A 13,238-nucleotide genomic window follows, 5' to 3' on the forward strand; every position below is an offset into this window, starting at 1 on the left:
AAGAAGGCCTGCGCTTCGCCATCCGCGAAGGCGGCCGTACGGTCGGCGCTGGCGTCGTGGCCAAGATCATTGCTTAATTCATAAGCAGAACAAGGAACTTGCCATGTCCAAGCAAAAAATCCGCATCCGCCTGAAGGCGTTTGACTACAAGCTGATCGACCAGTCCGCTGCCGAGATCGTTGACACCGCCAAGCGCACCGGCGCCATCGTCAAGGGCCCCGTGCCCCTGCCGACGCGCATGAAGCGTTTCGACATCCTGCGCTCGCCGCACGTCAACAAGACCAGCCGCGACCAGCTCGAAATCCGCACGCACCAGCGCCTGATGGACATCGTGGATCCTACGGACAAGACCGTGGATGCCCTGATGAAGCTCGACCTGCCCGCGGGCGTGGACGTCGAAATCAAGCTGCAGTAATGGCTTTTGCGGGGTGGGTTCGCCCACCCCGCAAGGTCCGAAATAACGCGAACTTGCTTGCGAAAGCAGTTCGCGTTATACTTTAGGGCTTCGCTCGATTTGCGCCTTTGAAAGGGTGCCGGCCGTGCGGAGTTTTATTAACCTTCTTTCATGCACGCAGGCGAGAGCTTGCGGAAACGCCGTAGCCAATTGAAGTTGCGGCGGTGAGAGTTTTGGAGAAAACCAATGAGTCTGAGCAACTCCCTCGGGTTGCTGGGTCGCAAAGTGGGCATGATGCGTCTGTTCACCGATGATGGGGACGCAGTGCCTGTCACGGTGGTGGATGTGTCCAACAACCGCGTTACCCAGATCAAAACCCAAGAGAACGATGGCTACGTGGCCCTGCAGGTCACGTTCGGTTCGCGCAAAGCATCGCGCGTGACCAAGCCAGAAGCCGGCCACCTTGCCAAGGCAGGTGTGGAAGCCGGTGAAATCATCCAGGAATTCCGCGTGACCGCCGATACCGCAGCCCAGTACCAAGCTGGCGCCTCGGTGGCTGTGACGTCCGTGTTCTCCGTGGGTCAGAAAGTCGACGTGCAAGGCACCTCGATCGGTAAAGGCTACGCCGGTACCATCAAGCGCCACAACATGAGCTCGCAGCGCGCGTCGCACGGTAACAGCCGTTCGCACAACGTGCCTGGCTCGATCGGTATGGCACAAGACCCAGGTCGCGTGTTCCCCGGCAAGCGCATGACGGGCCACCTCGGCGATGTCACCAAGACCACGCAAAACCTCGATGTGATCCGCATCGACGAAGCGCGTCAACTGCTCTTGATCAAGGGCGCTATTCCGGGCTCCAAGGGTGGGTTCGTGACGGTGCGTCCAGCGGTCAAGGCCAAAGCCTCCAAAGGAGCGAACTAATGCAGCTCGAACTCCTGAATGACCAAGGCCAGGGCGCATCCAAGCTGGATGTTCCTGAAACCGTGTTCGGTCGTGAATACAACGAAGATCTGGTGCACCAGATCGTGGTGGCCTATCAGGCCAACGCACGCCAAGGCACTCGCGCCCAGAAGGACCGCGAGCAAGTCCGTCACTCGACCAAGAAGCCTTTCAAGCAAAAGGGTACGGGTAATGCACGTGCAGGTATGACCTCGTCGCCACTGTGGCGCGGGGGCGGTCGGATTTTCCCGAACATGCCTGACGAAAACTTCACGCAGAAGATCAACAAGAAGATGTACCGCGCCGGTATGTCTGCCATCTTGTCGCAGCTGGCCCGCGAAGGCCGTCTGGCTGTGGTCGACTCCCTGAAGCTGGATTCGCCCAAGACCAAGGTCCTGGCCGACAAGTTCAAGGCGATGAACCTGCAATCGGTGATGGTGATCGCCGAGGAAGTGGACGAAAACCTGTACCTGGCTTCGCGCAATCTGGTGAACGTGCTCGTCGTCGAGCCCCGTTACGCAGATCCCGTGTCGCTGGTCCGTTTCAAGAAAGTGCTCGTCACCAAGGGTGCAATCGACAAACTCAAGGAGATGTTCGCATGAGCACACTCAAGTTTGACGAAGGTCGTCTGATGCAAGTGCTGGTCGCTCCCATCGTGTCCGAAAAGGCCACCATGGTTGCCGAGAAGTCCAATGCTGTGACGTTCAAGGTGCTGCAGAACGCTACCAAGCCAGAAATCAAGGCCGCTGTGGAATTGATGTTCAAGGTCGAGGTCAAGGGCGTCTCTGTGGTGAACACCAAAGGCAAGACCAAGCGCTTCGGCAAGACCGTCGGCCGCCGCGACAATGTTCGCAAGGCATACGTCACGCTGCAGCCAGGTCAAGAGCTGAACCTCTCCGGGGAGGCCGCGTAATCATGGCTGTCATCAAGATGAAACCCACTTCGCCCGGCCAACGTGCCGTGGTGAAGGTCACGCGTGACCACCTGTACAAGGGTGAAGCGTACGCCCCCCTGCTGGAACCACAATTCCAGAAGGCCGGCCGTAACAACAACGGTCACATCACCACCCGCCACAAGGGCGGTGGCCACAAGCACCACTACCGCGTGGTGGACTTCAAGCGCAACAAGGACGGCATTCCGGCCAAGGTTGAGCGCATCGAGTACGACCCCAACCGTACGGCCCACATCGCTCTGGTGTGCTATGCCGATGGCGAGCGCCGCTACATCATCGCTCCCCGCAACCTGGAAGTGGGCGCAACCCTGCTGTCCGGTTCGGAAGCCCCGATCCGCGCTGGCAACACGCTGCCGATCCGCAACATCCCCGTGGGTTCGACCATCCACTGCATCGAGCTCAAGCCCGGTGCCGGTGCGCAGATCGCCCGCTCGGCAGGTGCTTCGGCAACGCTGCTGGCCCGCGAAGGCGTTTACGCCCAGGTGCGCATGCGCTCGGGTGAAGTTCGCAAGATCCACATCGAATGCCGCGCCACCATTGGTGAAGTGGCCAACGAAGAGCACAGCCTGCGCCAACTGGGCAAGGCCGGTGTGAAGCGCTGGATGGGTATTCGTCCTACGGTTCGCGGCGTTGCCATGAACCCAGTGGATCACCCTCACGGTGGTGGCGAAGGCCGCACCGGCGAAGGCCGCCATGCAGTCGATCCTTGGGGCAATCTGACCAAGGGTTATCGCACCCGTAACAACAAGCGCACACAGATCATGATCGTGTCGCGTCGCAAGAAGTAAGGGGTAACAGATGACTCGCTCTCTTAAAAAGGGTCCATTTGTTGACCATCACTTGCTGGCCAAGGTCGAAAAGGCCGTTGCCACCAAGGACAAGAAACCAGTCAAGACCTGGTCGCGTCGCTCTATGGTTCTGCCCGAGTTCATCGGTCTGACCATTGCCGTGCACAACGGCAAGCAGCACGTACCTGTCTATGTCACCGACCAGATGGTGGGCCACAAGCTGGGCGAATTCGCCCTGACGCGCACCTTCAAGGGTCACCCCGCTGACAAAAAAGCGAAGAAGTAAGGAACGACCATGTCTGAAACACGTGCAGTCCTCCGGGGCGTCCGTCTGTCGGTCGACAAGGGCCGTCTGGTCGCCGATCTGATCCGCGGCAAGAAAGTGGACCAGGCTCTGAACATCCTGAACTTCACGCAGAAAAAAGCTGCGGGAATCGTCAAGAAGGTTCTGGAGTCGGCCATCGCCAACGCCGAACACAACGATGGCGCCGACATCGACGAACTGAAGGTCAAGACCATCTACGTCGAACAAGGCACCACGCTCAAGCGCTTCACCGCGCGCGCCAAAGGCCGCGGCAATCGCATCAGCAAGCCCACGTGCCATGTGTACGTGACGGTTGGCAACTAAAGGCTCGGGAAGACTATGGGACAGAAAATCCATCCTACCGGCTTCCGCCTTGCGGTCAGCCGCAACTGGTCCAGCCGTTGGTACGCCAGCAACCGCGATTTCGCGGGCATGCTGGCCGAAGACATCAAGGTGCGCGAGTACCTGAAGGCCAAGCTCAAGAACGCGGCCGTGTCGCGCATCCTGATCGAGCGTCCTGCCAAGAACGCCCGCATCACCATTTACTCGGCACGTCCTGGTGTGGTGATCGGCAAGAAGGGTGAAGACATCGAGAACCTGAAGAAGGAACTCGCTGCTCGCCTGGGCGTGCCTGTCGCAGTGAACATCGAAGAAGTGCGCAAGCCTGAAATCGATGCCAAGCTGATCGCCGACAGCATCACGCAACAGCTCGAAAAGCGGATCATGTTCCGCCGCGCCATGAAGCGCGCCATGCAGAACGCCATGCGTCTGGGTGCCCAGGGCATCAAGATCATGTCGTCCGGTCGTCTGAACGGTATCGAAATCGCTCGTTGCGAGTGGTACCGTGAAGGCCGCGTGCCACTTCACACGCTGCGTGCGGACATCGACTACGGTACCTCTGAAGCCAAGACCACCTACGGTGTGATCGGCGTCAAGGTCTGGGTCTACAAGGGTGACACGCTGGGCCGCAATGACCTGCCTGCCGTGGAAACGCCTCGTCCAGACGAAGAGCGCCGCCCACGCGGTCCACGCCGTGATGGCCGCCCAGGTGGCGACCGTCCAGGCGCAGGCCGTGGCCCACGTCGTCCTGTCGGTGGCAACACTGCTCCAGCCGACGGCAGCGATAAGCCAGCGGAAGCTGGTGGCGCTGATAACAATGCCGTTAAGCGCGTACGCAAAGTCGCCGCGCCCGCTACAGCAGCGGACGGTAAAGGAGAATAACTATGCTGCAACCTGCTCGCCGTAAATACCGCAAGGAGCAAAAGGGCCGTAACACTGGCGTCGCAACACGGGGTGCTACCGTTGCGTTCGGTGATTTCGGTCTGAAGTGCACCGATCGTGGCCGTCTGACGGCCCGTCAGATCGAAGCTGCGCGCCGTGCGATTTCCCGTCACGTCAAGCGTGGCGGCCGTATCTGGATCCGCGTGTTCCCGGACAAGCCAATCTCTACCAAGCCCGCAGAAGTGCGTATGGGTAACGGTAAGGGCAACCCCGAGTACTACGTGGCTGAAATCCAGCCCGGCAAGATCGTGTTCGAGATCGTCGGCGTGCCCGAAGAACTGGCCCGCGAAGCGTTCCGCCTGGCTGCTGCCAAGCTGCCGCTGCGCACCACGTTCGTCAGCCGTCACCTTGGCTCGTAATTCAGGAGACCATGAAAATGACCAAAGCTACTGAACTGCGCCAAAAAGACGTTGTCGGCATCGAAGCCGAAATCAAGGCACTGCAAAAAGCCCATTTCGGCCTGCGCATGCAAAAGGCTACGCAGCAACTGGGTAACACCAACACGCTGCGCACCACCCGCCGCGATATCGCACGTGCCAAGACCATTCTTGCTGAAAAGCAAGCCGCCAAGTAAGGAGCCCATATGACGGAACCTAAAAAATCCCTCAAGCGCACCTTGGTTGGCAAGGTGGTCAGCGACAAGCGTCAAAAGACCGTGACCGTGCTGGTCGAGCGCCGTGTGAAGCACGAGCTCTACGGCAAGATCGTTGCGAAGTCGAGCAAGTACCACGCCCATGACGAAAAGGGCGAGTACAAGCTGGGCGACGTGATCGAAATCACCGAGAGCCGTCCGCTCTCCAAGACCAAGAACTGGGTTGCCACCCGCTTGGTGCAAAAGGCCGGCCTGCTCTAAGCCCTCCCGGCTTCCAGGCAGCACAGCCCCTCAAAACGACCCACAATGTGGGTCGTTTTGTTTTGTGGGCCGCGTTTTTTTGCAGGCCTGCAGGCGAATGTGTTCAATACCCCCAGCAACCCAAGGAGAGATCAATGATCAAAGTCGGTGACACCCTGCCAGCCAGCACCCTGATGGAATACTCGGAAGTCGAGGGCGAAGGCTGCTCCATCGGCCCGAATCCCGTGCCGGTGGACAAGGCCACGGCAGGCAAGACGATTGCCCTGTTCGCGCTGCCTGGCGCCTTCACGCCCACCTGCTCGGCCAAGCATGTGCCTGGCTACGTGGAAAAGGCAGCCGAATTCAAGGCCGCCGGCGTGGACGAGATCTGGTGCGTGAGCGTGAACGATGCCTTCGTGATGGGCGCCTGGGCGCGCGACCAGAAGACCGACGGCAAGGTGCGCATGCTGGGCGACGGCGATGCCACCTTCGCCAAGGCGACCGGCCTGACGCTGGACCTGAACGGCAAGGGCCTGGGCCTGCGCAGCAACCGCTATTCGATGCTGGTGCGCGATGGCAAGGTGGTCACGCTCAACGTGGAGGCCCCTGGCAAGTTCGAGGTGAGCGACGCCGACACCCTGCTGGCCCAGGCCAGGGCGTGATGCCCTGATTTGCTATTCAATTGGTAGCTTCTGGCGCTTGTGAACCAGGCGCCAGAGCCCAAAAACCTCAGAAGATATCGACCTTGAGGTAGTGGGCCCCCGCAATGGGGTTGTGGTAGTAGGGCGGAATCTCCTCGAAGCCCAGGTCGGTGTACAGCGCGCGCGCCGACTCCATGTCGTCAAGGGTATCGAGCAGCACACAGGCATAGCCTGCCTGCCGCGCGAGGTCGAGCATGGCTTCGGCCAGCTCGCGGCCCAGGCCGAATCCACGGAACGCCTTGCGCACGTACAGGCGTTTCATCTCGCTCGCATTGGGGTAGTCGGCCGCATCCAGCGGGCGCAGGGCGCAGCAGCCCGCTATCGCGCCCTCTACCTCGGCCAGCAGCAGGGCACCGCGCGGCGCGGCATAGTCGCCGGGCAGGTGGGCCAGCTCGCTCTCGAAGTCCTGAAAGCACAGATCGACGCCCAGGGTGTCGGCGTATTCGCGGAAGATGTCGCGGACCGCCTGAAGCTCGGCAGGCGAGGAGGGGATCCGCAGGGTGACGGCAGGCTTGTCCAAGGCACGGAGTGGTGTGAAACGACGGAAGCCGCAGTGTAGCCAGTTCGGTTCAGAACCCGGGCGCCGCCGCCAGTGTCGACACCCACCAGGCCAGCCCGAAGCTCAGTCCCAGCACCACCAGCGCGACCACCCGGGTGGCCAGATCGTCGCGCGATGCAGGCGCGGGCGCCGCCAGCAGCTTGTCGCCGTGCAGCATGGGCTTGACCAGGCGCTGCTTGCGCACCAGCACGTAGAACACGATGGCCAGCAGGTGCAAGGCCACCAGCGCCAGCACCAGGTACTGCCCGATTTCCTTGTGGTAGCCCGTGGCCTGGCCCACCACCGCATTGGGCACGAACCGGGTGAGCGGGCCGGCAAAGGCGATCTCGTCATCGCTGAGCAGGCCGGTTGCCACCTGCGCGGCCAGCACGGCCAGCAGCGCGAACACGGACAGCGCCCCCAGGGGGCTGTGGCCGATGCTGTCCTCGGCGTGCGCCGCGCCGCGCACATAGCGCAGCAGCCGGGCGGGGGAGTACAGGAAGCTCGCGAAACGCGACCAGCGCCCGCCGATCAGTCCCCAGACGGCGCGGAACACCAGCAGCGCCAGCACCACGTGGCCCAGCCGGAAATGCCACTCCATGGCGTTGCCGCCCACCTTGGCCGTGACCACCAGGGCCACGACGCAGGCGGCCAGGGTCCAGTGGAAGATGCGGGTGGGAAGGTCCCAGATGCGTACGGTGTGCTGCTGCGTCATGGTGGCGGTGGGCTGGGTGTTGAGGAGGAGGGGAATGGCCGCATTGTGAAGGAGGCGGGGTAAACCCGGAAGGAGGGCGCCGCTGCGAAACCCGTGGTAAACCGGCATACTCCCTGCGGGTCAAAAGGTTTTTGCATTTACCCCCCCCACGAAAAAAGGAAATACCCCCATGAAAGCACTTGCCGCGTTCGCCCTTGCCGCTGCCACGCTGACCGTGTCGGCACCGGCCTCCGCCCAGTTCGCCAAGGCCGAGGACGCCATCAAATACCGCCAGAGCGCACTCTTCGTGATGGGCCAGCACTTTGGCCGGCTCGGTGCCATGGCCAACGGGCGCATTCCGTTCGATGCCAAGGCGGCGCAGGAGAACGCGGATGTGGTGGCCCACATGGCCAAGCTGCCCTGGGCGGGCTTCGGGGCGGGCACGGACAAGGGCGCTCCCACCAAGGCGCTGCCCGAGATCTGGACCGAGCAGGCCAAGTTCAAGGAACACTCCGAGAAGCTCGAGGCCGAATCCGTCAAGCTGGCCGCCGCGGCCAAGACCGGCAGCCTGGACAACCTGAAGACGGCCTTTGGCGCTGCCGCGGGCACCTGCAAGGCCTGCCACGACAACTACCGCGCCAAGTAAAGTGCGTCGCCCTGAGCGGCGTTGCCGCTTCTCCCTTCTCCCTTCTCTCTGCGCGCTCCGGGAGGGGGGACGACGCCAGCGCGGCGGGGCAGCCCTTGTGCGGCGTTCGCTGGCCGGGGCCGCGCGCGCTCAATGCGCATGCTATTAAAGTGGTAGCTGTTTGCGCTGAATCCATAAGCGGCAAAGGCCGATTTCGCATGAAATCGGCCTTTTGCCTTTGAAGGTGCCGTAGCGGCTCAGGTCTCGGCCAGCAGCTTTTCGATGAGCTGGTGCAGCTCGGGGAAGTTGGGTGCGCCCACGTAGGTCTTCACGATCTCGCCGCGCTTGTTCACGATGAAGGTCGAGGGCGTGAGCCGCACATCGCCCCAGGCCTGGGCCACCTTGCCGGTGTTGTCGATGGCGACCTGGAAGGGCAGCTTGCGGGTTTCGGCAAAGTTCACCACGTAGCTGGGCGGGTCGTAGCTCATGGCCACGGCCAGGGTGTCGAAGCCCTTGGCGTGGTACTTGTTGTAGGTCGCCACGATCTCGGGCATCTCGGCCACGCAGGTGGTGCAGCTCGTGGCCCAGAAATTCACCAGCGTGACCTTGCCGCGCAGATCGGCGGTGGACTTGCTGGAGCCGTCCAGCAGCACGAAGTTCGACTCCGGCGCCACGGAGCGGCCCGTATCCAGGTACACATAGGCGCCCACGGCCGCGAACGCCGCCACCGCCACACCTGCTGCCCAATGCTTGATCGCCATGACTTCCTATCCATCCAGAACTGTGGGCCGGGCCCGCGCCGAAACCCGGCCGCAGCCGGTGCCCCGATTGTCGCAGCTTGGGTGGAGTCGTGTGCTGCGCAAAAGTTCGCGCAAAACGGCGCACGCGGCCCGCGCTGCGTGCTGTGCCGATAATCGGCCAATGAACCGAACACCAACCCGCGCGGCCGCCTTGCCGCCCATGCTCCTGCTGGCGTGGCTGGCAGGCTGCAGCCCCGCGCTCAACTGGCGCAGCGTGCCGCTGCCCGAGGCGGCCATCACCATCACGCTGCCCTGCAAGCCCGACCGGGCCGTGCGCCCGGTGGAGCTGGCGGGCTCGCCCGTCGAGCTGGCCATGGCGGGCTGCGATGCGGATGGCGCGACCTTTGCGGTGTCGCATGCCGCGCTGGCCGACCCCGCGCAGGTGGGCGCGGCGCTCACGCACTGGCGGGCGGCCGCGATCGCCAACCTGGGCAGCGGCGCGGCCGCCCGCGCGGTCGACACGCCGTACGCGCCGCCGGGCGTGCTGCCCCTGCCCCAGTCGGTGCGCACCGTGGTCCAGGGCCAGCGCCCGGATGGCAGCGCCGTCACGGCCCAGGCCGTGTGGTTCGCGCGCGCCGTGGGCCCGCAGGTGCGGCTGTACCACGCGGTGGTCTACACCCCCAAGCCCCGCCCCGAGGTGGCCGACCAGTTCTTTGCCGGGATCACGCTCCAATGACGGCCCCCGGCGTGCTGCCGCGGCGGGCCGCGGTGATTGTCTTCCTGGCATTTGCCTTCGCGTATTTCCTGTCGGCCCTGGTGCGGGCGGTGACGGCCACCCTGGCGCCCACGCTGTCGCAGGAGTTCTCGCTGCACGCCAGCGACCTGGGGCTGCTGGCCGGAGGGTACTTCCTGGGGTTCGCGGCCACGCAGCTGCCGCTGGGCACCTGGCTGGACCGGCACGGGCCCAAGAAGGTCGCCCTCGGCTTCCTGGGCGTGGCCGTGGTGGGCAGCCTGGTGTTCTCGGTGGCGACGGGGTTCTCGGGCCTGCTGGCCGGCCGCGTGCTGTGCGGCGCCGGCGTCAGTGCCTGCCTGATGGCGCCCCTCACCGGCTACCGGCGCTGGTTCGAGCCCACCCTGCAGATGCGGGCGAACTCGTGGATGCTGATGACCGGCTCGCTGGGCATGGTGGCGTCCACGCTGCCGGTGCAATGGGCGCTGCCGCTGGTGGGATGGCGGCCTCTGTTCTGGGTCCTGGCCGCGCTGATCGCGGTATCGATGGTGGTGATTGCCGTCTGGGTGCCGGCCTGGGGCGCCGCCACCCCGCGGGCAGACGGACCGGTGTCTCCTGCCGGGGCCACCGAGGGCGCGCAACACGGCTACGCCATGGTGTGGCGCCATCCCTACTTCCAGCGCCTGGCGCCCCTGGGGTTCTTCGTGTACGGCGGCATGGTGGCGATGCAGACCCTGTGGGCCGGGCCCTGGATGCAGCGCGTGGCGGGCTACACGCCGCTGGAGGCCGCCACGGGTCTCTTCTGGATCAATGTCTCCATGCTGTGCACGTTCTGGACCTGGGGCATGCTCAACCCCTGGCTGCTGCGAAAAGGGCTGGGGGCCGACCGCCTGATGGCGGCGGGCCTCCCGCTGTGCCTGGTGGTGCTGCTGGGCACCATCGTGGCGGGGCCCCGGGCCGGGGGCGGGGCGTGGGCGCTGTTCTGCATGTCGTGCACGTTCGTGTCGCTGTCGCAGCCCGCGGTGGCCATGGCGTTCCCGCAGGCGCTCGCGGGGCGGGCCTTGTCGGCCTACAACCTCGTGATTTTTGCGGGGGTGTTCGTGGTGCAGTGGGGCATCGGCCTGGCGGTGGACGCCTTCGCCGCCGCGGGCCTGTCCGCGGTGCAGTCCTTCCAGGCCGCGATGGCGGTGTACCTCGCGTGCAACGCGGGCGCCTACGCGTGGTTCCTGCTGCGGGGGCGGCGCCATAATGTGCTGCAAACCACCGCGCCATGAGCACCACCAGCATCCTCATCATCGCCCACGCCCCGCTGGCCCATGCGCTGCGCGAATGCGCGCTGCATGTGTTCCCCGACTGCGGGGGCAGCGTGTCCGCGCTCGACGTGCAGCCCAACCAGCCGCCCGAGGAGTCGCTGGCGCAGGCCCGCATCATGCTCGATCAACTGGGCGCGGATTCGACGCTGGTGCTCACCGACGTGTTCGGCGCCACGCCCTGCAACATTGCGCAGCGCCTCATCGGCAACGTGCGCTCGCGCCTGGTGACGGGCGCCAACCTGCCCATGCTGCTGCGGGCCGTGAGCTACCGCCACGAGCCCCTTGATTCGGTGGTCACCCGCGCCGTGGTGGGTGGCACCCAGGGCGTCATGCAGGTGGCCATCTCCGCACCGCAGAACCAGAATACCCGCAACCGACATGATCAAGACCCGTACGACCATCAACAATAAACTGGGCCTGCATGCCCGCGCGTCGGCCAAGCTCACCAAGCTGGCCGGCAGCTTTCCCTGCGATGTCTTCATGAGCCGTGGCGACCGGCGCATCAACGCCAAGAGCATCATGGGCGTGATGATGCTGGCCGCCGGCATGGGCACCGAGGTGGAGATCGAAACCAGCGGCGAGCGCGAACAGGAGGCCATGGACGGGCTCCTGGCCCTGATTGCCGACAAGTTTGGCGAGGGTGAATGACCTTCTCCGTCCACGGTCTCGCAGTCGCCCGCGGCATCGCCATCGGCCGTGCGGTGCTGGTGGCGTCCAGCCGGGTGGACGTGGCGCACTATTTCGTCAAGCCCGAGCAGATCGAGGGCGAGATCGAGCGGGTGCGCAACGGGCGCAATGCCGTGGTCGAGGAACTGCAGCGCCTGCAGGTGGAGATGCCCGCCGATGCGCCGCATGAACTGACCGCGCTGCTCGACGTGCACCTGATGCTGCTGCAGGACGAGGCCCTCACGGGCGGGGTCAAGCACTGGATCACCGAGCGCCTGTACAACGCCGAGTGGGCGCTCACCACGCAGCTCGAAGTCATCGCGCGCCAGTTCGACGAGATGGAGGACGAATACCTGCGCGAGCGCAAGGCCGACCTGGAACAGGTGGTCGAGCGCATCCTGCGCTACATGAAGGGCGTGGCCAGCCCCGTGGCGCCCCCCGCCAGCAGCCCGCGCCGCAAGACCCAGCAGGACCTGCTGCTCGACGACACGGTGGACGTGCCCCTGGTGCTGGTCGCGCACGACCTCTCGCCCGCCGACATGCTGCAGTTCAAGCAGAGCGTGTTCGCGGGCTTCGTGACCGACGTGGGCGGCAAGACCAGCCACACCGCCATCGTGGCGCGCAGCATGGACATTCCGGCCGTGGTGGGCGCGCGCGCGGCCAGCCAGCTGGTGCGCCAGGACGACTGGGTCATCATCGACGGCGATGCGGGCGTGGTCATCGTGGACCCGTCGCCCATCATCCTGGCCGAGTATGGCTTTCGCCAGCGCCAGGTGGAGCTGGAACGCGAGCGCCTGGCCCGGCTGCGCCACACCCCGGCCATCACGCTCGACGGCCACAAGATCGAGCTTCTGGCCAACATCGAGCAACCGGGCGACGCCGCCGCCGCCGTGCGCGCCGGCGCCGTGGGCGTGGGCCTGTTCCGCAGCGAGTTCCTGTTCATGGGCAAGAGCGGCAACCTGCCCGGCGAGGACGAGCAGTACCGCGCCTACTGCGAAGCCATCGACGGCATGCAGGGCCTGCCCGTCACCATCCGCACCATCGACGTGGGCGCCGACAAGCCGCTGGACCACAAGAGCCACAAGGACAGCTACCTGAACCCGGCCCTGGGCCTGCGCGCCATCCGCTGGAGCCTGGCCGACCCGGCCATGTTCCGCACCCAGCTGCGCGCCGTGCTGCGCGCGGCGGCGCATGGCAAGGTCAACCTGCTGTTCCCGATGCTGGCGCACACGCACGAGATCCAGCAGACCATCGCGCAGGTGGACCTGGCCCGCGCCGAGCTGGATGCGCGCGGCGTGCCCTACGGCCCGGTGCAGCTGGGCGCGATGATCGAGGTGCCCGCGGCGGCGCTCATGGTGCGCACCTTCCTGCGGTATTTCGATTTCCTCTCCATCGGCACCAACGACCTGATCCAGTACACGCTGGCCATCGACCGCGCGGACGAGGCGGTGGCGCACCTGTACGACCCGCTGCACCCCGCCGTGCTGCGCCTGGTGGGCGATGTGATCGCCGAGGGCGAACGCCAGGGCAAGAGCGTCTGCGTGTGTGGCGAAACGGCCGGCGACGTGACCATGACGCGCCTGCTGCTGGGCCTGGGCCTGCGCAGCTTTTCCATGCACCCCGCGCAGATCCTGGCCATCAAGCAGGAGGTGCTGCGCGCCGACACGCGCAAGCTCGCGCCGTGGGCGCGCCAGGTGCTGGAGGGGGACGAACCCGCGGCCGCGCTGGCGCCGTAGGGTGG

General features: G+C 64.9%; 22 protein-coding genes. 19 read left to right on the forward strand and 3 right to left on the reverse strand.

Translation table 11 applies throughout. The features are described from left to right. The 13 genes from AC07OC_RS25530 to AC07OC_RS25590 all read left to right on the forward strand — a co-directional run. On the forward strand, positions 1 to 77 hold a 77-nt coding region (locus AC07OC_RS25530), incomplete at its 5' end, for an EF-Tu C-terminal domain-related protein (protein ID WP_198556962.1). Between the two features lie 26 nt (positions 78 to 103). Beyond that, on the forward strand, positions 104 to 415 hold the full coding sequence (rpsJ, locus tag AC07OC_RS25535; RefSeq protein WP_005796953.1) for a 30S ribosomal protein S10: 312 nt from the start codon (positions 104 to 106) through the stop codon (positions 413 to 415). Between the two features lie 225 nt (positions 416 to 640). Continuing rightward, positions 641 to 1,315, forward strand: a complete 675-nt coding sequence (gene rplC / locus AC07OC_RS25540; RefSeq protein ID WP_218298005.1) for a 50S ribosomal protein L3 — start codon at positions 641 to 643, stop codon at positions 1,313 to 1,315. After that, positions 1,315 to 1,935 (forward strand): 50S ribosomal protein L4, encoded by a 621-nt coding sequence (gene rplD, locus AC07OC_RS25545; RefSeq protein WP_010467171.1) that lies wholly within the window; start codon positions 1,315 to 1,317, stop codon positions 1,933 to 1,935. Before rplC ends, rplD begins: the two co-directional genes overlap by 1 nt. After that, entirely contained in the window at positions 1,932 to 2,246 is a 315-nt protein-coding gene (gene rplW / locus AC07OC_RS25550) for a 50S ribosomal protein L23 (protein ID WP_007847815.1), read from the forward strand. Before rplD ends, rplW begins: the two co-directional genes overlap by 4 nt. 2 nt (positions 2,247 to 2,248) lie before the next feature. Then, positions 2,249 to 3,073, forward strand: coding sequence for a 50S ribosomal protein L2 (rplB, locus tag AC07OC_RS25555; protein WP_010467175.1), 825 nt, complete (start codon positions 2,249 to 2,251; stop codon positions 3,071 to 3,073). A gap of 10 nt (positions 3,074 to 3,083) precedes the next feature. Further along, on the forward strand, positions 3,084 to 3,359 hold the full coding sequence (rpsS, locus tag AC07OC_RS25560) for a 30S ribosomal protein S19 (RefSeq protein ID WP_010467177.1): 276 nt from the start codon (positions 3,084 to 3,086) through the stop codon (positions 3,357 to 3,359). Positions 3,360 to 3,368: 9 nt separating this feature from the next. Further along, positions 3,369 to 3,701 carry a 50S ribosomal protein L22 gene (gene rplV / locus AC07OC_RS25565; protein WP_007847806.1) on the forward strand — a complete coding sequence of 111 codons (333 nt, stop codon included), beginning with the start codon at positions 3,369 to 3,371 and terminating at the stop codon, positions 3,699 to 3,701. 15 nt (positions 3,702 to 3,716) lie between these two features. After that, positions 3,717 to 4,598 carry a 30S ribosomal protein S3 gene (rpsC, locus tag AC07OC_RS25570; protein WP_218341851.1) on the forward strand — a complete coding sequence of 294 codons (882 nt, stop codon included), beginning with the start codon at positions 3,717 to 3,719 and terminating at the stop codon, positions 4,596 to 4,598. 2 nt (positions 4,599 to 4,600) lie between these two features. Next, positions 4,601 to 5,017 (forward strand): 50S ribosomal protein L16, encoded by a 417-nt coding sequence (gene rplP / locus AC07OC_RS25575; RefSeq protein ID WP_218341850.1) that lies wholly within the window; start codon positions 4,601 to 4,603, stop codon positions 5,015 to 5,017. Positions 5,018 to 5,034: 17 nt separating this feature from the next. After that, on the forward strand, positions 5,035 to 5,232 hold the full coding sequence (rpmC, locus tag AC07OC_RS25580; RefSeq protein WP_218341853.1) for a 50S ribosomal protein L29: 198 nt from the start codon (positions 5,035 to 5,037) through the stop codon (positions 5,230 to 5,232). A 9-nt stretch (positions 5,233 to 5,241) separates the two neighbouring features. Next, on the forward strand, positions 5,242 to 5,511 hold the full coding sequence (gene rpsQ / locus AC07OC_RS25585) for a 30S ribosomal protein S17 (RefSeq protein ID WP_218298007.1): 270 nt from the start codon (positions 5,242 to 5,244) through the stop codon (positions 5,509 to 5,511). Between the two features lie 134 nt (positions 5,512 to 5,645). Continuing rightward, positions 5,646 to 6,152 (forward strand): peroxiredoxin, encoded by a 507-nt coding sequence (locus tag AC07OC_RS25590; protein WP_218341849.1) that lies wholly within the window; start codon positions 5,646 to 5,648, stop codon positions 6,150 to 6,152. A gap of 67 nt (positions 6,153 to 6,219) precedes the next feature. Here AC07OC_RS25590 and AC07OC_RS25595 read toward each other — a convergent pair whose 3' ends face one another. After that, positions 6,220 to 6,711, reverse strand: a complete 492-nt coding sequence (locus AC07OC_RS25595; protein ID WP_218298009.1) for a GNAT family N-acetyltransferase — start codon at positions 6,709 to 6,711, stop codon at positions 6,220 to 6,222. Positions 6,712 to 6,760: 49 nt separating this feature from the next. Continuing rightward, complete coding sequence (locus AC07OC_RS25600; protein ID WP_218341848.1) at positions 6,761 to 7,444, reverse strand: cytochrome b/b6 domain-containing protein; 684 nt, start codon at positions 7,442 to 7,444, stop codon at positions 6,761 to 6,763. A gap of 169 nt (positions 7,445 to 7,613) precedes the next feature. Here AC07OC_RS25600 and AC07OC_RS25605 point away from each other — a divergent pair, with 169 nt between their 5' ends. Beyond that, positions 7,614 to 8,069: a c-type cytochrome gene (locus AC07OC_RS25605; RefSeq protein WP_218298011.1), complete on the forward strand. Its 456-nt coding sequence runs from the start codon at positions 7,614 to 7,616 to the stop codon at positions 8,067 to 8,069. A gap of 236 nt (positions 8,070 to 8,305) precedes the next feature. On the opposite strand, the gene AC07OC_RS25610 is transcribed toward AC07OC_RS25605, so the two are convergent. Beyond that, entirely contained in the window at positions 8,306 to 8,809 is a 504-nt protein-coding gene (locus tag AC07OC_RS25610; protein ID WP_218298012.1) for a TlpA disulfide reductase family protein, read from the reverse strand. Between the two features lie 160 nt (positions 8,810 to 8,969). Here AC07OC_RS25610 and AC07OC_RS25615 point away from each other — a divergent pair, with 160 nt between their 5' ends. The 5 genes from AC07OC_RS25615 to ptsP are packed head-to-tail and all read left to right on the forward strand — an operon-like array spanning position 8,970 to position 13,233. Next, positions 8,970 to 9,524 (forward strand): hypothetical protein, encoded by a 555-nt coding sequence (locus AC07OC_RS25615; protein ID WP_218298013.1) that lies wholly within the window; start codon positions 8,970 to 8,972, stop codon positions 9,522 to 9,524. After that, complete coding sequence (locus tag AC07OC_RS25620; protein ID WP_369641150.1) at positions 9,521 to 10,792, forward strand: MFS transporter; 1,272 nt, start codon at positions 9,521 to 9,523, stop codon at positions 10,790 to 10,792. The genes AC07OC_RS25615 and AC07OC_RS25620 overlap by 4 nt, the downstream gene beginning before the upstream one ends. Then, positions 10,789 to 11,241, forward strand: coding sequence for a PTS sugar transporter subunit IIA (locus tag AC07OC_RS25625; protein ID WP_218298015.1), 453 nt, complete (start codon positions 10,789 to 10,791; stop codon positions 11,239 to 11,241). Before AC07OC_RS25620 ends, AC07OC_RS25625 begins: the two co-directional genes overlap by 4 nt. After that, on the forward strand, positions 11,210 to 11,479 hold the full coding sequence (locus AC07OC_RS25630; RefSeq protein WP_218298016.1) for an HPr family phosphocarrier protein: 270 nt from the start codon (positions 11,210 to 11,212) through the stop codon (positions 11,477 to 11,479). Before AC07OC_RS25625 ends, AC07OC_RS25630 begins: the two co-directional genes overlap by 32 nt. Then, positions 11,476 to 13,233: a phosphoenolpyruvate--protein phosphotransferase gene (gene ptsP, locus AC07OC_RS25635; RefSeq protein ID WP_218298017.1), complete on the forward strand. Its 1,758-nt coding sequence runs from the start codon at positions 11,476 to 11,478 to the stop codon at positions 13,231 to 13,233. Before AC07OC_RS25630 ends, ptsP begins: the two co-directional genes overlap by 4 nt. Positions 13,234 to 13,238: the final 5 nt, after the last annotated feature.

The sequence above is a fragment of the Acidovorax sp. GW821-FHT10E04 genome, from assembly GCF_059415185.1.